19 protein-coding genes and 4 tRNA genes are annotated in these 18,166 nt (G+C 33.0%); 5 read left to right on the top strand and 18 right to left on the bottom strand.

Annotation, left to right across the window (positions count from 1 at the left end; all coding sequences use genetic code 11):
- Positions 1-343: 343 nt before the first annotated feature.
- From egtB to NH26_RS14925, 3 genes are all read left to right on the top strand, one after another.
- Entirely contained in the window at positions 344-1,507 is a 1,164-nt protein-coding gene (gene egtB, locus NH26_RS14935) for an ergothioneine biosynthesis protein EgtB (RefSeq protein ID WP_044229261.1), read from the top strand.
- A gap of 21 nt (positions 1,508-1,528) precedes the next feature.
- The gene (egtD, locus tag NH26_RS14930) at positions 1,529-2,467 is read left to right on the top strand and encodes an L-histidine N(alpha)-methyltransferase (protein WP_044229262.1); all 939 of its coding nucleotides are present in this window, start codon (positions 1,529-1,531) and stop codon (positions 2,465-2,467) included.
- Between the two features lie 69 nt (positions 2,468-2,536).
- Positions 2,537-3,001 carry a DUF4268 domain-containing protein gene (locus NH26_RS14925; protein WP_044229263.1) on the top strand — a complete coding sequence of 155 codons (465 nt, stop codon included), beginning with the start codon at positions 2,537-2,539 and terminating at the stop codon, positions 2,999-3,001.
- 58 nt (positions 3,002-3,059) lie between these two features.
- Here the strand turns inward: NH26_RS14925 and NH26_RS14920 are convergent, their stop codons facing one another.
- The 11 genes from NH26_RS14920 to NH26_RS14880 form a co-directional block, all read right to left on the bottom strand.
- Positions 3,060-4,577 carry a SulP family inorganic anion transporter gene (locus NH26_RS14920; RefSeq protein WP_044229266.1) on the bottom strand — a complete coding sequence of 506 codons (1,518 nt, stop codon included), beginning with the start codon at positions 4,575-4,577 and terminating at the stop codon, positions 3,060-3,062.
- Positions 4,578-4,862: 285 nt separating this feature from the next.
- Positions 4,863-5,834, bottom strand: a complete 972-nt coding sequence (gene pfkA / locus NH26_RS14915) for a 6-phosphofructokinase (RefSeq protein WP_044229269.1) — start codon at positions 5,832-5,834, stop codon at positions 4,863-4,865.
- A 66-nt stretch (positions 5,835-5,900) separates the two neighbouring features.
- A complete protein-coding gene (proC, locus tag NH26_RS14910; protein WP_044229271.1) occupies positions 5,901-6,719 on the bottom strand; it encodes a pyrroline-5-carboxylate reductase in 819 nt (272 codons plus the stop codon).
- A gap of 149 nt (positions 6,720-6,868) precedes the next feature.
- Positions 6,869-7,864, bottom strand: coding sequence for a signal recognition particle-docking protein FtsY (gene ftsY, locus NH26_RS14905; protein ID WP_044229273.1), 996 nt, complete (start codon positions 7,862-7,864; stop codon positions 6,869-6,871).
- Positions 7,865-8,116: 252 nt separating this feature from the next.
- Positions 8,117-8,269, bottom strand: coding sequence for a DUF4295 domain-containing protein (locus tag NH26_RS25070; protein ID WP_084005937.1), 153 nt, complete (start codon positions 8,267-8,269; stop codon positions 8,117-8,119).
- Between the two features lie 2 nt (positions 8,270-8,271).
- Complete coding sequence (rpmG, locus tag NH26_RS25065; RefSeq protein WP_044212429.1) at positions 8,272-8,454, bottom strand: 50S ribosomal protein L33; 183 nt, start codon at positions 8,452-8,454, stop codon at positions 8,272-8,274.
- 45 nt (positions 8,455-8,499) lie between these two features.
- Complete coding sequence (gene rpmB / locus NH26_RS14900) at positions 8,500-8,736, bottom strand: 50S ribosomal protein L28 (RefSeq protein ID WP_044229278.1); 237 nt, start codon at positions 8,734-8,736, stop codon at positions 8,500-8,502.
- Positions 8,737-8,952: 216 nt separating this feature from the next.
- Positions 8,953-9,025, bottom strand: a tRNA-Thr gene (locus NH26_RS14895).
- A 63-nt stretch (positions 9,026-9,088) separates the two neighbouring features.
- A tRNA-Thr gene (locus NH26_RS14890) sits at positions 9,089-9,164 on the bottom strand.
- 47 nt (positions 9,165-9,211) lie between these two features.
- Positions 9,212-9,284 (bottom strand) — tRNA-Thr (locus tag NH26_RS14885).
- Between the two features lie 48 nt (positions 9,285-9,332).
- Positions 9,333-9,405 (bottom strand) — tRNA-Thr (locus NH26_RS14880).
- Between the two features lie 126 nt (positions 9,406-9,531).
- Here NH26_RS14880 and NH26_RS14875 point away from each other — a divergent pair.
- Entirely contained in the window at positions 9,532-10,251 is a 720-nt protein-coding gene (locus NH26_RS14875; protein ID WP_044229281.1) for a TVP38/TMEM64 family protein, read from the top strand.
- Between the two features lie 35 nt (positions 10,252-10,286).
- On the opposite strand, the gene NH26_RS14870 is transcribed toward NH26_RS14875, so the two are convergent.
- From NH26_RS14870 to NH26_RS14845, 7 genes are all read right to left on the bottom strand, one after another.
- Complete coding sequence (locus NH26_RS14870; protein ID WP_139263093.1) at positions 10,287-11,168, bottom strand: hypothetical protein; 882 nt, start codon at positions 11,166-11,168, stop codon at positions 10,287-10,289.
- 95 nt (positions 11,169-11,263) lie between these two features.
- A complete protein-coding gene (locus tag NH26_RS14865) occupies positions 11,264-12,481 on the bottom strand; it encodes a CHASE2 domain-containing protein (RefSeq protein WP_044229288.1) in 1,218 nt (405 codons plus the stop codon).
- A gap of 187 nt (positions 12,482-12,668) precedes the next feature.
- On the bottom strand, positions 12,669-12,860 hold the full coding sequence (locus NH26_RS25280; RefSeq protein ID WP_139263091.1) for a hypothetical protein: 192 nt from the start codon (positions 12,858-12,860) through the stop codon (positions 12,669-12,671).
- Between the two features lie 101 nt (positions 12,861-12,961).
- Complete coding sequence (locus NH26_RS14860) at positions 12,962-15,130, bottom strand: WG repeat-containing protein (protein ID WP_044229294.1); 2,169 nt, start codon at positions 15,128-15,130, stop codon at positions 12,962-12,964.
- A gap of 66 nt (positions 15,131-15,196) precedes the next feature.
- The gene (locus NH26_RS14855; protein WP_052432306.1) at positions 15,197-15,817 is read right to left on the bottom strand and encodes an NUDIX hydrolase; all 621 of its coding nucleotides are present in this window, start codon (positions 15,815-15,817) and stop codon (positions 15,197-15,199) included.
- A 135-nt stretch (positions 15,818-15,952) separates the two neighbouring features.
- The gene (gcvH, locus tag NH26_RS14850) at positions 15,953-16,333 is read right to left on the bottom strand and encodes a glycine cleavage system protein GcvH (RefSeq protein ID WP_044229297.1); all 381 of its coding nucleotides are present in this window, start codon (positions 16,331-16,333) and stop codon (positions 15,953-15,955) included.
- A gap of 196 nt (positions 16,334-16,529) precedes the next feature.
- Positions 16,530-17,099 (bottom strand): hypothetical protein, encoded by a 570-nt coding sequence (locus NH26_RS14845; protein ID WP_162276105.1) that lies wholly within the window; start codon positions 17,097-17,099, stop codon positions 16,530-16,532.
- Between NH26_RS14845 and dxr the strand changes: the two genes are divergently transcribed.
- Positions 16,999-18,156 carry a 1-deoxy-D-xylulose-5-phosphate reductoisomerase gene (dxr, locus tag NH26_RS14840; protein WP_044229302.1) on the top strand — a complete coding sequence of 386 codons (1,158 nt, stop codon included), beginning with the start codon at positions 16,999-17,001 and terminating at the stop codon, positions 18,154-18,156. The genes NH26_RS14845 and dxr overlap by 101 nt on opposite strands.
- Positions 18,157-18,166: the final 10 nt, after the last annotated feature.

Raw genomic sequence — 18,166 nt, 5'->3', positions numbered from 1 at the left:
CACTTAACTCTAAAACTGTATTTTTAAGCATCTTTTGACCACTTTAAAATAACATCTATCTCTTTTAATCAGCACTTTTTGTTTTCCCTTTCGTTAAAGGGGAGTGCAAAGGTAAGAAGAGATTTCAACATATCAACTTTTTTCGAAAAAACCTTTCCAAACACTTGTAAAGTCACTAATAGTAAATAACTTACATAACCTTATAAGTGTAATTCAAACATTCATTCTCTTCACTTTTTAATAAAGAAATGGACTTATGCATTGCACTACACTCAATACTATTCGCTCGTTACTTACATAATAATTGTAATATCAATTAACCAAACTCAATCAGATTCATCTAATGCAATCTACTATTACGTCAATTGAACATTATTTTTCAACCAGAAAAAGGACAGAAAAATTTTGTCAACCACTCTCCATTGAGGATTATACTCCTCAAGTGGTAGAACACGCAAGTCCAATAAAATGGCAATTAGGCCACACAACTTGGTTTTTCGAGACATTTTTATTGAATAAGCACCTCAAAGGGTATGAATGTTTTAATAAACAATTCAATTTTCTATTTAATAGTTACTATAATAATGTAGGGAAACGTATTGCTAGAAACCATAGAGGTGTTCTTACTAGACCTTCGGTAGAAGAAGTTTATAAATATCGTCACTATGTAGACCGACATATCGAATTACTATTTTCACAAGAAGTTACCCCTGAATTACACGAGTTACTTACTACAGGTATTCATCACGAGGAACAGCATCAAGAGTTAATGTATACCGATTTAAAATTAATGTTCTATCATCATCCCTTTAAAACTACTTATGAAAAAGGTGGAAGCTTACTGCTTGATTCAAATAATTCTGCATTAGAATGGATTGATATCAAAGAAGGTGTTTATAATATTGGACATGAAGGCACTGAGTTCTGTTACGATAATGAACTAGGTAGACATAAAACTTATATCAACTCATTTTCAATTTGTAGTCATTTAGTGACTAATGAAGAATATATGGCATTCATCAATGATGGTGGATATAAGAAGTTTGAATATTGGTTAGATGAAGGATGGGCATGGGTACAAAATAATAACATCACACAACCTTTATACTGGGAAGAGATCGATGGAAAATGGTACGAATTCACCTATGGTGGAGATCAACGTTTACACCCACAAGGTATTTTAGCACATATCAACTTTTATGAAGCTGATGCTTTTGCACGATGGAAAGGGATGAGATTACCTACAGAATTTGAATGGGAAGTTGCAGCTCAACAATTTGAATGGGGTAAACGATGGGAGTGGACCAATAGTGCTTACTTACCTTACCCTAATTTTAAAACCGCCGAAGGTGCTCTAGGTGAATATAATGGGAAGTTCATGATCAATACAATGGTATTAAGGGGAGCTAGTGTTGCTACCTCTCCTAATCATAGTAGGATTACCTATAGAAACTTCTTCCACCCTCACTTTAGATGGCAATACACAGGGATACGCCTAGTCAAATAAATTCTCATTGCAAAATAACTTATGATTACCGAAAAAACTTTATTCGCTCAACATGTTGAAAAAGGCTTATCTGCTTCTTCTAAATTTTTATCCTCTATGTATTTTTATGATAAAAAAGGAGAAGGACTTTTTAGACAAATCATGAATTTAGATGAATACTATCTAACTAACTGCGAATTAGAAATTCTGATGTTTCAAGGGCATGAAATAGCACATTTGTTATCTGATGAACATTTAGAGATAATTGAACTAGGTGCAGGAGATGGTATAAAAACAAAAGAGCTTCTACGTCATTTCCCAAAAGATTCTACCGTTTATCGCCCCATAGATATTAGTGAACAAGCTATCATTGACATCTCAAAAAAAATGTCTGACTGGATTCCTAATCTAAAAGTAGAAGGAATCTGTGGGGACTATTTCAAGATGCTTGATAATCTTAAAAGCAACAATAAAAAAGTAATTCTTTTTCTAGGATCCAATCTTGGAAATATGAACGACGAGCAAGCAAAGGGTTTTATTCAACAATTGAATCTTGTTATGCAGAAAGGAGATCAGTTACTATTGGGACTAGATCTAATAAAGCCTAAGAATATTGTACTCCCTGCCTATAATGATAGTAAAGGTATCACGTCTGAATTTAATCTTAATTTGCTAGATCGAATCAATAAAGAATTAGGAGGTGATTTTGATCGCACACAATTTGAACATGTAGCAATTTATAATGAAAATGAAGGTATTGCTAAAAGCTACATCAAGAGTAAAATTGATCAAACAGTTTCTATTCTTGAAAATGATACTTCTTTTCACTTTAAAAAGGGAGAATTAATACACACTGAAATCAGTAGAAAATATGACTTAGACATTATTCGAAATATAATTGATAATACTTCCCTTCATTTAGATCATCAGTTTACGGACCATAAACAATATTTCACCAATCTTATTCTGACAAAACATTAACTATAAATTGGTATTTTGATAGAACATTTGAAAAATACTAAATTTGTGATCCTTAAAAATCAAAAATAAATGTTTAGTAAAGAGGAACACTCAAGATTAAGAGCTGAATTTTGGACACAATTTGGACAGCTGATGAAGCCTTTTAAATCAGAAGAAGGAAAACGAATCAATTGGACGAATTATAAAACAGGCGTCAAAAATGTTTTCTTTAAAATGAATGCTGATAAAAAGAAATGTGGTATTGGAATTTATCTCACACATAAAGATCCAGAAATACAACAACTCATTTTTGAGCAGTTCGAAGAAATGAAAACCTATTTACATAGTATTCTTGAAGAAGAATGGGAATGGGAACTTCATACTAAAAACGATTTACGCCAAACTATATCAAAAATCTATATTGAAAAAGAAGGTTTAAATATGTTCAAGCTAGATGACCAAGCCGACATCTATTCATTTTTAAAACCAAGAATACTCAAACTAGATGAGTTTTGGAGAGATACTAAAGAAGTTTTTGTTGATCTCACAACATAGAAAAAGGGCGATGAAATACGTATTTCATCGCCCTTTTGCTATTTATACTAATGTATGATTAAGCATCATACACTACAGAATAATGCGGATCGTGATCATGATCAATTTCTACATGTGATTTTGCTTTATCTAATAAAGCTACACAATCTTGAGACAGATGAATAAAAGTGACATTTTTTCCATACTGCTCATATTTTTCATTGATTTTATTAATTGCTTCAATCCCTGATAAATCAGCTACTCTTGATTCTGTAAAATCAATAATTACTTCTTTAGGATCATTTTTAAAATCAAACTTCTCAAAGAAATTAGTTGCTGAACCAAAGAATAAAGGACCGTAAATTTCGTAGTGTTTTCTACCAAACTCATCTGTTTTCTTTCTTGCTCTAATTCTTACAGCATTTTCCCAAGCAAATGATAATGCCGACATGATAATACCTATCAATACCGCTACTGCTAAATCTTCTATTACCGTTACCAATGATACTGTAATTAATACTACAACATCTGTTACTGGTACTTTATTTAAGATTCTAAAACTTGACCATTCAAATGTTCCAATAGCTACCATAAACATTACACCTACTAGTGCTGCAATTGGAATTTGTTCAATAATAGAAGATAAGAACAATACAAATGACAATAATGCTAGTGCTGCAATAATACCTGACCATCTCTTTCTAGCACCAGATTGTATATTAATCATCGATTGGCCAATCATAGCACAACCACCCATACCACCAGTGAAACCAGAAATAATATTACCAATACCTTGAGCTACTGATTCTCTATTTCCACTACCTCTTGTTTCTGTAATTTCGTCAATCAATGTTAGTGTCAATAAACTTTCGATTAGACCAACACCTGCAACTTTTAAAGCAAAAGGAAGAATAATCATTAATGTCTCCATGTTTAATGGTACATCAGGGAAAATCAAAGAAGGTAAACCACCCTCAATAGAGGCCATATCTCCTACTTTTGGAGTATCAATACCAAAACCAATAGCAATTGCAGAAACCAACAAAATAGCCATTAATGGTGAAGGAACTACTTTTGTTAACTTAGGAAAGAATTGAATCACTACCATAGCAAGTACAACCAATCCTAACATCATATATAAAGGAGTACCATTCAAATATTCACCATCTACCATAAATTGACTGAATTGTGCTTTAAAAATCACAATAGCCAATCCATTAACGAAACCTAGCATTACCGAATGAGGCACGAGACGGATAAATTTACCTAATCGAAGTGCTCCTACTAAAATCTGTAAAACACCACCTAATATAATCGCTGGGAATAAATAATTGATACCCTTATCAGCAATTAATGGCATCACTACCACAGCAATTGCACCTGTAGCACCAGAGATCATACCTGGTCTACCACCACCAATAGCTGTTACGAGTCCCATAACTACCGCAGCGTATAAACCTACGAGCGGAGAAACACCAGCAATGAATGAAAAAGCAATAGCTTCTGGCACCAAAGCAATCGCCACTGTTAAACCTGAAAGTACTTCAGTTTTTAAATCAGACGCATTAAGATTGCTGACTTGAACGTTTTGTTTCATTGATAAATTCCTGAACGGATTTGTTGAAAGTTTAAGAAGACTGTTTGTTAATTCCTTATCTAAAAAATTGTATTTTGATAAGGTAATTAGTTTTTTGATGATCTAAAAGTACACAACAGTAGATGAGACCTCATCAAAAAAATATAGTGAACATCAAGGTAAAAAATTTCTTTTCTAGCTGATATTGAGTCTTTTTTTGACATAAAAAAAGAATGAACGCAAAACTAGTTGTTTCTGCGTTCATTCCCAATTTTTATTTTAAGTAAAAACTTAAGTACTAAATAATTAGCTATTTAAGATCTCTACCATTTTGTTTAATTCTACATCAAGGTCTTTTTTCTTATTGATAGCATCATCAAAAGAAGTAAAGGCAACTTTATCATCAATAATACCTGCCATTACGTTTGATTTACCATCAATTAAACCTTCAACTGCAGCAATACCCATACGGCTTGCTAAGATTCTGTCAATTGCACTTGGTGAACCACCTCTTTGAACGTGTCCTAAATTCGACACTCTAATATCTAAGTTAGGCATTGCTTCTTTTGCTTTTTGAGCAATAAAGTGTGCGTTACCAATTCCCTCTCCTTCTGCAACAACAATAATGTGAGATGGTTTCTCTTTATCTCCACCTTTTTTAAGGCTTTCGATCACATTGTCCATTGAATCTGGAATTTCTGGTACTAAGATATCTTCGGCACCACCACCGATACCTGATTGCATTGCAATAAAACCTGCATCACGACCCATAACTTCTACGAAGAATACACGATCATGAGAAGCGGCAGTATCTCTAATTTTATCAATAGCGTCTAATGCAGTGTTTACGGCTGTATCAAAACCGATTGTGTAATCTGTACCATAAAGGTCGTTATCAATTGTACCTGGGCAACCAATTGTAGGAATACCAAAGTCCTCCATCAATAACTTAGCACCTGTGAAAGTACCATTACCACCAATTGCAACTAAACCATCGATACCTTCTTTAACACAGTTATCGTAAGCTTTTTGTCTCCATTCTTTTTGTCTGAATTCGTCGAAACGAGCAGATTTCAGAATAGTACCACCTTTACCAATAATATCAGATACAGAGTGAGATTCCATAGGGATGAAGTCAGCCTCAGCCATACCTCTATATCCTCTACGAATACCAACAACTTCTAATCCATTGTAAAGAGCAGCTCTAACAACGGCTCTAACACAAGCATTCATACCGGGAGCATCGCCACCGGATGTAAAAACGGCTATCTTTTTCACTTAATTTAGGTCTATTATTTATTATATATCAATTATCTAGTTCAAAATTAAGTATTAATTATGAACTTATTTACGATCAAAATCATCTTTAATCACATCAATCGCTTTAAATGATGTTTTAACTCCCTTAATCAATGAAGAACTAAATCCTTGATGCTCCATTTCATTTAATCCTGCAATAGTACATCCTTTAGGTGTAGTTACTTTATCTATTTCATGTTCAGGATGATTCCCTGTCTCCATTAACAAAGAGGCTGCTCCTTTAACTGTCTGAGCTGCAATCAATTGAGATACTTGAGCACCAAACCCAATTTCTATTCCTCCTTGTGAAGCTGCACGGATAAAACGCATCGCATATGCAATACCACATGCACCCAAAACTGTTGCTGCTGCCATTAAACTTTCATCAATAATGATCGCTTCACCTAATTGTGAAAATAGATCAACAATCATATTTTTTTGTTCATCTGTTCCATTATCAGTGGCAATACAAGTCATTGATTCTCTTATAGCAATTGCAGTATTTGGCATAGATCTAAAAACAGGCTGTTCCTCACCTAAAACCTCTGACATATCATTAAGAGATACTCCTGTAACGACAGAAGTGACTACTTGGTTTCCTTTTAACTGAGGTTTTATTTCTTCCATTATAGATTTAATCTGAAATGGCTTAATGGCTAAAACAATTAAATCTGCTCCTTCTACTGCTTGAAGGTTATTGTTACTTACCTGAACACCTAGATCAGATAATTTCTTTAATAACTTCACGTTTCTTCTAGTAACTGTTAGGTGTTCAGCTTTAATGTAGTTACTAGCAATGAGGCCCTCAGCAATAGCTTGTCCTAGGTTTCCTCCACCGATAATAGTGATCTTTTCTGGCTTCATGTTATTCTTATTTGTTAGTTATAAATGACCGACAATTTACATCATTTGTTTGGTTGACAAAGATATTCAATAGGATAAAATGACAAAAAAAGCCATTCTTAATGAATAAGAATGGCTTTTTAGGTAGTAAAAAAAATTACTATTTATATCTAATTTGTTTTTGTAGCATCTCTTCCTCCGAATAAAGACTCTACAAATTCCATTTTTCTAAATGCTTGAAGGTGATCTACTCCTTCACCTACTCCAATATATTTTACTGGAATTTTAAATTCATCAGAAATACCGATAACTACACCACCTTTGGCTGTACCATCTAGTTTAGTAATAGCAAGACCACTCACTTCAGTTGCTTTCATGAATTCTCTTGCTTGGTTTTGTGCATTCTGACCTGTCGAACCATCTAAAACTAAAATCACATCATGCGGAACTCCTGGAGCTACTTTTTGCATAGATCTTTTGATTTTAGACAACTCGTTCATCAAGTTCACTTTGTTGTGTAATCTACCTGCTGTATCAACAATAATAATATCAGCATTAGAATCTACTCCTTTCTTTACTGCCTCAAAAGCAACAGAAGAAGGATCCACATTCATACCTTTGGCAACAACTTCTACTCCTGTACGTTCGCCCCAAAGTTTTAATTGATCCACAGCTGCAGCTCTAAAAGTATCTGCTGCACCAAGAACCACTTTATATCCTTTTGCTTTAAATTTTGCTGATAGTTTTCCGATTGTTGTTGTTTTACCAACACCATTTACACCAACTACCAACATTACATAAGGTCCTTCAATTCCTTCTGGAATAGAGAAACCGTCTACATCTTCACTTTTATTTTCATCAAGTAAGGATGCAATTTCTTCATGTAGAATTTGATTTAATTCTTGAGCATCTACATATTTATCTTTTTCGACACGCGCTTCTATTCTATCAATAATCTTTAGCGTCGTTTCTACTCCTACATCAGAGGTTACTAGAATTTCTTCAAGATTATCCAAAACATCATCATCTACCTTAGATTTACCAGCAACAGCTTTAGTAATCTTATCAAAGATAGAACCACGAGATTTTTCTAAACCTTTATCAAGATTTTCTTTTTCCTCCTGTGAGATCTCTGTTTTGCCAAAAATTTTCTTAAAGAAGCCCATTGTATGATGCGTATAATTCGAAATAAATAAAGACGTTAATTTGCGTGCTTTCTATCAGCAAAAATAAGTCTATAATTGTTAGAATCCCAATACTTTGAGTGATAGTCGTCTTTAGTTAATAAAGAGCCTGAAGAAAACTGTATCAATTAACAGTAGTTTACAGGGAATCCATCAGTATCAAAGTATTTAAAATAAAAAACCCCGCAATCATGTTGCAGGGTGTTTTTCGAAAGAATAAGTTGTTTCAAGTAATTACTTTGCTAAGTAATCTTTTACTTGATCTTCCATGATAATCTCTTCTTTGAACGTGTAAGCGCCCGTTTTTGGAGATTTCACAGCTTTCACTACTTTAGCGTATTTTACGCCACCTTCTTTCTTAAGTGTTGCTACTACTTTCTTAGCCATAATTACTTAATTTCACGGTGAATAGTGTATTTCTTTAGAACCGGGTTGAACTTTCTTCTCTCCAAACGATCAGGAGTGTTCTTACGGTTTTTTGTCGTGATGTATCTTGAAGTACCTGGTTGCCCAGATGCTTTGTGCTCTGTGCACTCAAGAATCACTTGTACTCTGTTGCCTTTCTTAGCCATGACTTATTTTTTGTGGTAAGTGATACCAAGTTAAACCAAGTTTAATTAGAAAGTTTTACCTTCCTTACGTGCTTTTTTCAAAACAGCAGCGATGCCGTTTTTGTTGATTGTTCTCAAAGCACTAGTTGAGACTTTTAGCGTTACCCAACGATCCTCTTCAGGAATGTAAAAACGCTTTTTGTGCAAGTTAGGATAGAACTTACGTTTGGTCTTGTTGTTTGCGTGTGAAACGTTATTACCAACTCTCGTTCTTTTTCCTGTAATATCGCAGATTTTAGACATCTTTATATATATTTAATTAACGAGTCCGCAAATATCTGAATTTCTTACTAAAAGTCAAATAATCAAACACTTACATTGCTATAAGTTTCAGATTCATTAACGATCAGAAGATCATCAGGATGTTTTTAAACAATAAAAAAAACCTTCCTAGTGACAGAAATATACAAATTCTAGAATATGTGTACTTAAGTCGACAAAGAAGGTTTCAATACTATGAGCCTCATACCGGAGTCGAACCAGTGACCTACTGATTACAAATCAGTTGCTCTACCAGCTGAGCTAATGAGGCAATACCATATTTCGTCTTTAACCTAGCGCCGAGTCTGTTTCCAAACTGCCTAACTCCAAGACTTGGAGCCTCATACCGGAGTCGAACCAGTGACCTACTGATTACAAATCAGTTGCTCTACCAGCTGAGCTAATGAGGCACTTTCAAATCAATCCACACGTTTTGTGAATGTTTGAAGGAAAATTGAGCCTCATACCGGAGTCGAACCAGTGACCTACTGATTACAAATCAGTTGCTCTACCAGCTGAGCTAATGAGGCTTCAAAATTATATTTTAACTATCTTTACACGTTTGCAAAGAAAATAAGAGCCTCATACCGGAGTCGAACCAGTGACCTACTGATTACAAATCAGTTGCTCTACCAGCTGAGCTAATGAGGCCTTTAACTTTCAGAAAGGACGCCCTTTCCATTAAAGCGATGCAAATATAGATTCTTTAATTTTATAACACAAATCTAAATTGTTTTTTTTTACTTTGTAGTCTAACAATTGACAGTTATTTAGAAAATGAGACAGCAATTTCAAGCCATAAAACAGTTTTTTCGACAAAATGCGTCGTCATTTTCTGTTGGAGGAAGCTTTAGTATTCTTCCTTTAATTCTTAGCTCTACACTATTGAGCTTAGCATATAACTATGAACAGGAAATTTTACAATTTGGATGGCAACAATGGGTTATATTCTACATTATCAGCTGTTTCACCATGGCGTTCGCCATTACGCCTACAACTTTAATTGCAATAATTTCTGGATATTTTCTAGGTTGGGTTTCTCTTTTTGGATTAGTTCCCTCATATATTTTAGCCGCTTTTTTCTGTTATCGACTAATTTCTTGGGTAGATCATGGAAAATTTTCAAAATCTATTGAAAAATATAAAATTGCTGGAGCAATTGTATCCACTGTGCATCAATCTCCTTTAAAAATTGTTGTTTTTACTAAAATATCACCAATACTTCCTTTTGCTTTAAGTAACATGCTTTTGGCGTGGGCTAAAACTCCTATGACACCATTTCTTTGGGGTTCACTACTAGGAATGCTACCAAGAACCGTTATTGCTGTATGGGCAGGAAAAACACTCGTAGATATCTCTAACATTTCTGAAGGAAACCCAAATCAAACTTATCAACAAATCATTATTGGTAGTTTAGTCGTTCTTTCTATTCTTGGTCTCACTATGTCGTTTAAGAAAAATATAGAAAATGAACTAAAAAAAAACCATCAAGATTAACTTAATGGTTTTTTCAGATTTAAAATTAGATACAATTAACTACCATATCTAGTTTGAAAATCTTGATACATTTTAGTGTATTGTTGGTCTCCATTCGATAAAGAAATTGCTTTTTCATATGCTGATGATGCATTTACAATAAAGCCTTTCTCCTCGTAATATTTAGCTAATATCAAATGACCAATAGCTGTATCATTGTTTTTTAACTGCGCTAATTCACTATCTGTTTCTTTATCTTCACCCATCATATACACTGTAAATGCATAGATATCTGATGAAATTTTATGATTACTAGCATCTTCTACATAATAAAAAAGATACTTTTGATCTTTCAATTTAGGATCATTTAAATCTAAATTATAAGAAGTTCCTTTCACATCATCCTCGATAAGAACATGTTGTTTTCTGTCTTTGATGTAGATTTTGAATGAATCTTTTGATTTTACGCCCTCTTTCAAAGCCCAAGTAAGATTAACCTGAGATTTAATAGCATTTGAATTGATAGGAGCATAGAAATAAATAGGTTTTTTCTTTAATGATCTAGTTACTGAACCATATTTAGCTTGCGTACTAGAAACTTCAGAAGAACCTGTTAATTCGTCTTTGATAAAGTCTACATATTTAGAGGCTAAATCATTATTTTGATTTGATAATTTCTCTTCCAGATCATTTACTTTGAATGAACCCTTTTTAGTTAATTCCAAGGTTCCTCCAGCAATGTAAGCTAGACCTAAGTATGGAGATGTTCCATTGATTTTGATTGAGGAGTTAGAAACTAACATGTCACCTACATTAATTTCTTTTCCATTTGAGGTAATTTCTCCTTTAGCACCTAAAACCATAAACTTAGCTTCTTGGGCATGTATTAAAGTAGCACTAAGAAGTAAGAGAAGAAAGCTGAGTAATTTGGTTTTCATAATATTATAATTTGTATCAGTAAGTACACGAATGTGGATGTAATTATTAATACGGTATTTTTCATTAAAAGTTATTTGCAAATTAACAAAACATGCTACTTTTTCCACTTATCCTTTGCTTTGTAAGCTACACGCAAAATAATTTCTGAAAATATTTCAATTAAATCACCGGATAATAATATAACAATAAACAGTAACGTAAAGTTTGCCGTGTAATTAAAATTACCAAATAAGTAAACTGTAAGTGCCATTACTACAACAGCTTCAATTAACTGAATAGATTTAGTAATTGCATTATACCATATAGCTAAGTTTCTATTTTCTACAATCCATATAAAAATAATAGCATTTAGATAACAAACTAAAAAGGCTAAAAAATAACTCAAACTATCCGACATTTCATCTACATAGTTTTCTTCTAGAATCATAGAAATGATGTTAGCATGAACGACTACACCATACATATCAGGATAACCTCTACCAACAGTATTAATATTTAAAGGGGTGAAGAATTTATCAGCATCCCAATGTCTGTCTGTATAACCATCACCCATATACCCCATTAATACAATTTTATCTTTTACGATATCAAATGTCTTTTCTGGATTGTTAAGGTCTTCTATATCTAATTTAATATATTGATTCAGGTTACCTTTAAAGAAAATAGTTTCTGTTTGATTCTCTCTTGCTAAAAATTTCTCTGCTTTTTCTGGTGCAAATTTTTGAGCCAATCTTACAGATAAAGCATACTCTTTTTTACCATTAATTTCAACATATGTAGGAAAATCCCTCCATGTGGTAAAATCTTCATCTGTTAAAATGCCTGTATATACATGACCGTGATCTGTTTTTGCAGTAAATGGTGCATAGGGTAAATGTAAGGTATCGAACTGATTATTTTCTACATTCCATTCATCTGGCATTGTGGCCATAACGAATGAGTTTCCTACTTTATTTAATGCTTGTGCTAGCATAAAATCTCCTGCAGGATTCTTAGGTCTTGGCCCGACAAATGTGGCATCAATACCCATTACTTTGGGTTTGTATTCTGATAATCTCAATATTTGTTTTGCAATCCCTGCTCTATCTAGATTACCAATATTTACCAGTACTACATTTTGTTCAAACTTAGCATTTTCATGGCCCTTTGTTTTCGTATAATACACATCTGTCAATTCAAAATTATCAAACACTTGTTCGAATACATTGACCACTTCAACTTGTAAGTTTGAAGCCTGTAACAACCATAAAAAAATGAAAATGAAAACAGTTCCTAGAAATGCTTCTTTGTTTAACAGTCTAATCTTAGTCATAAGAAAAAATATTCATAGTAGTTTCTGCCTATTGGGTAAAAAATAACCTTTCAAATAAGCAATAAAAAAAAGAATGCCTTTGTTTACTTAATAACGCAAACAAAGGCAATTTTCATCTATTTAAAAACTATTTATTTCAGATTATTTTATGAATAACATCAGATTGGTGATTTATCTTCAAAAAAACTTATTGTTCTAAGCAAAAAAGAACATTCCCCTCTGTATACCAATCTACTACTACTCCATCTTTTACTACTTGATATTGATGGTTAAGTGAATCATTGGCATCAAAATATTTATCATTGTTTGATGTAGATCCAAATAATGCACCAATAAACAAAGTAAAAAGTAGAGTGAAAGTTATTTGTAGGAATCGCATAATTTTGATATTTGTTATACTATAGTATACTCAACACCTTAATTAACGTTCCGAAATCACTCTCAATATTTCTTAATTATATACTGTATATCAGTTATTTATCATAAAAACACATTAATTACATCTCCTTTGTTCTTGATTAACTCAACCCAAACCTTATTTCTTAATAATCTAATTTGAACATATTGAGACGACCATGAGGTGTATCCATCAATTCTGTCTAAGCCAAATTTCTCGTTTTGTTTTACAATAACATAATCGTTGCCGAGATCATCAATTTCTTGATATTTACCGTAAATACCTTTTACTCCACCTGGCTTATAGATACCTTTTTTACCACCTTTCTCCCAAACGTACCAATTATTGAATTGTGTTCTTTCTATTTTCTCATATTTAAATGGGATAATCACGTTGCCGTCCCTATCAATAACTCCCCAATAATTATTTTTTTGGGCTATCGCCATATTATTTACCAAAGGAAGCAGCTCTTGATATCTAGGTTGTAAGTAAATATGATCTCCTTTATTAATAAATCCCCATCTATTATTTAATTTAAAAGGGGCTAATCCTTCTGAGAAAAACTTCACATCCTCAAATTGAGGTGTTAATCTCGTTCTTCCTAAATAATCCATGAAGCCATACTTATTACCCATTTTTACTTTAGTAAATGCTTCATGAGGAGTCCCCACACTATCGTATTTATCATAAGCATCTCTTTTGGGTTCTCCTTCTACTTCTTCTACATATTTATAAAGCCAAGTACTATCGATATACATATCTACTCTGCCTTCTGCCAAATAATCAAAGTTTAAGGAGTCATAATTTGTATGAAGGAACAGCTCACCTTTATTTGTCAATAGACCAAACTTTCCTCCTTTTTTCATGATCACATAGCCATTCTCAAAATATTCTACAGTAGCATTGTCCGTTCGGTACCATTCATATCCATCATGGCTTAATGTTCCCCACATCTGATTATCTTCAAAATAAAATAAGCCTTCAGAAATAGTTTTTAATCGATCAATTATCGGTGTAATCACCCAATTCTTTTCTAAATCAATTACTCCGTAATAATCATCTGTTCTTACCACTGCATAAGGCCCTACAAAAGATTCTGCATCTGTATAAGTAGGTGGTATCCATTCTTGTAGTTGACTATTTAGATAACCGTACTTTCTAGCTTTTTTGACTAAATATTTTCCTTGAGAATACTCTCCTACCATATCATAATTATGATACGTTAGGTTCTTACCTTCTTGACTATATATATCTGTAAAATTATTTTTATCCAAGGTCCAGAAATGGCCGGTAGGCATCCTTTTTACATTTTTAAATTTTAAAGGAACAATTAATTTCCCTTTAGTTGTACAAACTCCATAAGTGTTTTTCTTTTTTACGATGGCAAGACCATTGATAAATTCTCCTACTTCATCATACAAATTGAAAAAGACGTTTTTACCATGGATAGATGCTATTCCTGTTTTACCATCTACATAATATTTCACTAGAGTATCTGATGCAAAACTTAAACTATCACAGTTCCAACTAGAGAATTGTTCTCCTTTTATATCTCCAAGTATTAGCTCTGGAAATTTTTCTACCGTGATGGATGTATCAGAAAATGTAAACGATTTATATTTGATCTCATATTCTGTTTTTCCGACCTCGTCAAGCATTCCTTTTCTACCATTTTTATCAAGTACAAGTTTTTTATGCTGATGATTCCACTTCCAATCAGAATATTCTTCCTTAGAAAACAATTGACCTTGATAATCTACCAAATGCCATGTTCCCTTTTGAGTCATTGCTGCCAACAATTTATTACCTGCCCATTTTATAGTGATGTATTCAATCGGTAGTATCACTTCGCCTTTTTGGTTGATAAGACCTTGAAGACCATTATTTGTCACTACAAACATTGGTACGTTACCAGCCAATGCTCTCATTTTCTGAAAAGCCAACGATATCACTTCATCACCTTTGGTGTTAATCGCACCATATCTACCATTTAAGCTAACAATAGACACTCCATTCGAGAAGTAATTGATCATATCGTATTTGATAGGTGCAACTTGCTTCCCTTTGTTGTTAATTACTCCCCACTTTCCATTCTGATAAACCCCAATTACATCGTAATAAAATAAAGGTTTACTTTCTGGATTCGCATCGTCTGACCATCCCATGTCTTCAAAAGGCTGAGGAGTTACTACTTTTCCCTTTTTATTTAGTAACAGGTAACCACTTTCATTTTGATGAATTTCTTGAGCCATAATCGTTGACTCATCAAAAAATAAAAATAGTAGTGTTATTAAAAATATATATTTCAATTTGTTCATTTAGCTTATTTCGCATTTGTTGAAAACATCCTTTATCGATTTGTAAGTGTTTTTCCATACAATATCTTTTACCTGATGTTTATCCAACCATAAAATTTCTTCAATTCCTTCTTCCACTTGTGGCTTTGTTAACTGATCCTCTGAAATTGCTCTCATTTTAAACCAATAAGTATGCTTTAAAACATGTTTTCCTTTATAAAGGTATGTGTGAAAAGATTCTACTATTGGTGATATGATTTTAGAAGAAATACCTGTTTCTTCCTCCACTTCCCTCACTGCACATTCTTCGATAGTTTCGCCCTTTTCTAAATGCCCTTTGGGAATGTCATATACACCATTTCTTTTGATGATTAACATCCTATCTAAAATGTCATAAACAACACCTCCACCCGCAACTCTTACTTGAAACTTATTGATCAACTCCTTGATTGTTTTTTCATAATTGATGGTATAAAAAATATACTTTGGAGCTCCACTAATATGATCTGATGCTGCAGCTAGATACCTTTGCCATACTGTTTCTTCAGATGCATTTCCGTAAACTACAAACTTTTCTTCTTGAGGGTGTTTGTGATTTTTATCTCTAATTTCAAAATAGACTTTTCCTGTATAAAAATGCATGTTGAAGTAATTTATAACTTAATGACAATAGATCTATCGTCTGAATTCTATATTCATGACTCTAAATTAAAAAAAATGATCAAAAAAAAAGAGTTGAACATCTCTGCACAACTCTAATTTGATTTTTTTTGATAACTAGTTTGCTACCTCTGCTTTATAAGCTTCGCTATCCATTAAGTTTTCAACTTCTGATGGATCATTTAATTTAATTTTAATCATCCAACCTTCTCCGTAAGGATCAGAATTGACTAGCTCAGGAGCAGCATCAATGGCTTCGTTAAATTCAACAACTTCGCCAGCGATAGGCATAAATAAGTCAGATACAGTTTTTACAGCTTCTACAGAACCGAAAACCTCACCTTCTTCTACTTCTTCACCTTCAGCAGTGATATCAACAAATACGATATCTCCTAATTCGCCTTGTGCAAATTCTGTGATACCTACATAAGCGAACTCACCTTCAACACGTACCCACTCGTGGTCTTTTGTATACTTTAATTCTGCTGGAAAATTCATGGTATTATTAATATATGATATGTGATATATTTATGGTTTTCGTGATCCACGAAAATCTTCGGACAAAGAAACAATTTAAGAAAGATATTTACAAACATGAGGTACATTATTCATCATTTCTTACCCTCATAATGCTACCCTATCCTGCTTGATTATCATGTTTTATATTACTTTCAAAATTTTTAATATTAAAACATCATTTGTCATTTGTTATCAAAGTGGTATCCTTTTCTATATTTTCTACTACAAATAAAATATTGTCGAATATTACCTCATTCACATTTTCATTTAAATTAGTTTGAAGCAATACATCACCACCTTTAGGAATCACTAATTTTTTTTCAAGCACTAAAATAGAGTCATTAAAAAAAATATCAGAATTTAATGTGATCATTTTATCATAAAGAGAATCTACATTTTGAAACTTTAAAATAGCATAGGTATGTAGTAATGCTTTGGGTTTCTTTTTTAAAACCTCTACCGATACACTATTGTTATTTAAGATTTCCTGCCAAGATTCTGTGATTGTAAACTTTTTTTCTTGACAAAAAGCTGATTCAATGCAAAAAGAAATGCTAAAAACTAGAAAGAGAAGTATCTTAGATGTTATTTTGCAGTGCAAAAGAAGATTTACATTTTTGTAAAGACGAATAAACAAAGATTTTATGACCGCAAAGTCAGTCGCGATTCTTGGATCAACAGGATCAATTGGTACGCAAGCTTTAGATGTTGTGCGTGCAAACACATCTTTATTTTCTATAAGCATTCTATCGGCGGGTAATAATGTCGATTTATTAATAAAGCAATGTATTGAGTTTAAACCTACGTTTGCAATTATAGGCAATAAAGATAAATTTTCTTTATTAAAGGAAGGATTAAAAAACGAAGATATACAACTTCTAGCTGGAGTTGATGGCATTTGTGAAGCTTTAATTGCCGTAAAAAGTGATATTGTTCTCACTGCTTTAGTGGGGTATGCTGGACTTAAACCAACACTTACCGCTATTGATCAAGGTATTACTATTGCACTTGCTAATAAAGAAACGTTAGTAGTAGCAGGCGAATTAGTTACAGAAAGGGCAAAAGCCAAAAATGTAGATATTATTCCTGTTGACTCTGAACACTCTGCAATTTTCCAATGTCTTGTAGGCGAAGAACGTAACCCAATAGAAAAAGTGATTCTTACTGCTTCTGGCGGTCCTTTTAGAGGAAGAAAAAGAGATGAACTTCTAGGTGTCACTAAAGAACAAGCTTTAAAACATCCCAATTGGAGTATGGGAGCAAAAATCACAATTGATTCCGCTTCTCTTATGAATAAAGGTTTGGAGGTGATTGAAGCAAAATGGTTATTTGATGTAGATGATCATCAGATTGATGTTATCGTACATCCTCAATCTATTGTACACTCTTTAGTACAATTTGAAGACGGTAGTATGAAAGCACAGATGGGATTACCTGATATGAAACTACCCATTCAATATGCATTAGGCTATCCAAAAAGGTTAAAATCTAATTTCGAGAGATTTAACTTTATGGATTACCCTACACTCACTTTTGAAGCTCCTGATAAAGATACATTTGTGAATCTACAGTTGGCATATAATGCATTAAAACAAAAAGGTAACTCTGCTTGTATTCTTAATGCGGCAAATGAAATTGCTGTTGAAAGATTTTTAAATGATGAAATTAAATTTCTTGAAATTGCAGAACTGAATTCCTTCTGCATGGAAAATTATCAGTACATTGCACAACCTTCTTATGAGGATTATGTTACGACAGATACTCAAGTAAGAGAGTTAGCTAAAAATTGGAAAACAAAATAGAAATTTTCAT

It is taken from the genome of Flammeovirga pacifica (assembly GCF_000807855.2).
Classification (GTDB): domain Bacteria; phylum Bacteroidota; class Bacteroidia; order Cytophagales; family Flammeovirgaceae; genus Flammeovirga; species Flammeovirga pacifica.
This window is presented reverse-complemented; position numbering and strand designations above follow the sequence as displayed.

Excerpts from the sequence above, each read along its gene's own strand:
- egtB (WP_044229261.1), top strand. The coding sequence starts at position 344 with ATGCAATCTACTATTACGTCAATTGAACATTATTTTTCAACCAGAAAA.
- egtD (WP_044229262.1), top strand. The coding sequence starts at position 1,529 with ATGATTACCGAAAAAACTTTATTCGCTCAACATGTTGAAAAAGGCTTA.
- NH26_RS14925 (WP_044229263.1), top strand. The coding sequence starts at position 2,537 with ATGTTTAGTAAAGAGGAACACTCAAGATTAAGAGCTGAATTTTGGACA.
- NH26_RS14920 (WP_044229266.1), bottom strand. The coding sequence starts at position 4,577 with ATGAAACAAAACGTTCAAGTCAGCAATCTTAATGCGTCTGATTTAAAA.
- proC (WP_044229271.1), bottom strand. The coding sequence starts at position 6,719 with ATGAAGCCAGAAAAGATCACTATTATCGGTGGAGGAAACCTAGGACAA.
- ftsY (WP_044229273.1), bottom strand. The coding sequence starts at position 7,864 with ATGGGCTTCTTTAAGAAAATTTTTGGCAAAACAGAGATCTCACAGGAG.
- NH26_RS25070 (WP_084005937.1), bottom strand. The coding sequence starts at position 8,269 with ATGGCTAAGAAAGTAGTAGCAACACTTAAGAAAGAAGGTGGCGTAAAA.
- rpmG (WP_044212429.1), bottom strand. The coding sequence starts at position 8,454 with ATGGCTAAGAAAGGCAACAGAGTACAAGTGATTCTTGAGTGCACAGAG.
- rpmB (WP_044229278.1), bottom strand. The coding sequence starts at position 8,736 with ATGTCTAAAATCTGCGATATTACAGGAAAAAGAACGAGAGTTGGTAAT.
- NH26_RS14875 (WP_044229281.1), top strand. The coding sequence starts at position 9,532 with ATGAGACAGCAATTTCAAGCCATAAAACAGTTTTTTCGACAAAATGCG.
- NH26_RS14870 (WP_139263093.1), bottom strand. The coding sequence starts at position 11,168 with ATGAAAACCAAATTACTCAGCTTTCTTCTCTTACTTCTTAGTGCTACT.
- NH26_RS14865 (WP_044229288.1), bottom strand. The coding sequence starts at position 12,481 with ATGACTAAGATTAGACTGTTAAACAAAGAAGCATTTCTAGGAACTGTT.
- NH26_RS25280 (WP_139263091.1), bottom strand. The coding sequence starts at position 12,860 with ATGCGATTCCTACAAATAACTTTCACTCTACTTTTTACTTTGTTTATT.
- NH26_RS14860 (WP_044229294.1), bottom strand. The coding sequence starts at position 15,130 with ATGGCTCAAGAAATTCATCAAAATGAAAGTGGTTACCTGTTACTAAAT.
- NH26_RS14855 (WP_052432306.1), bottom strand. The coding sequence starts at position 15,817 with ATGCATTTTTATACAGGAAAAGTCTATTTTGAAATTAGAGATAAAAAT.
- gcvH (WP_044229297.1), bottom strand. The coding sequence starts at position 16,333 with ATGAATTTTCCAGCAGAATTAAAGTATACAAAAGACCACGAGTGGGTA.
- dxr (WP_044229302.1), top strand. The coding sequence starts at position 16,999 with ATGACCGCAAAGTCAGTCGCGATTCTTGGATCAACAGGATCAATTGGT.
- NH26_RS14845 (WP_162276105.1), bottom strand. The coding sequence starts at position 17,099 with ATGCTTATAGAAAATAAAGATGTGTTTGCACGCACAACATCTAAAGCT.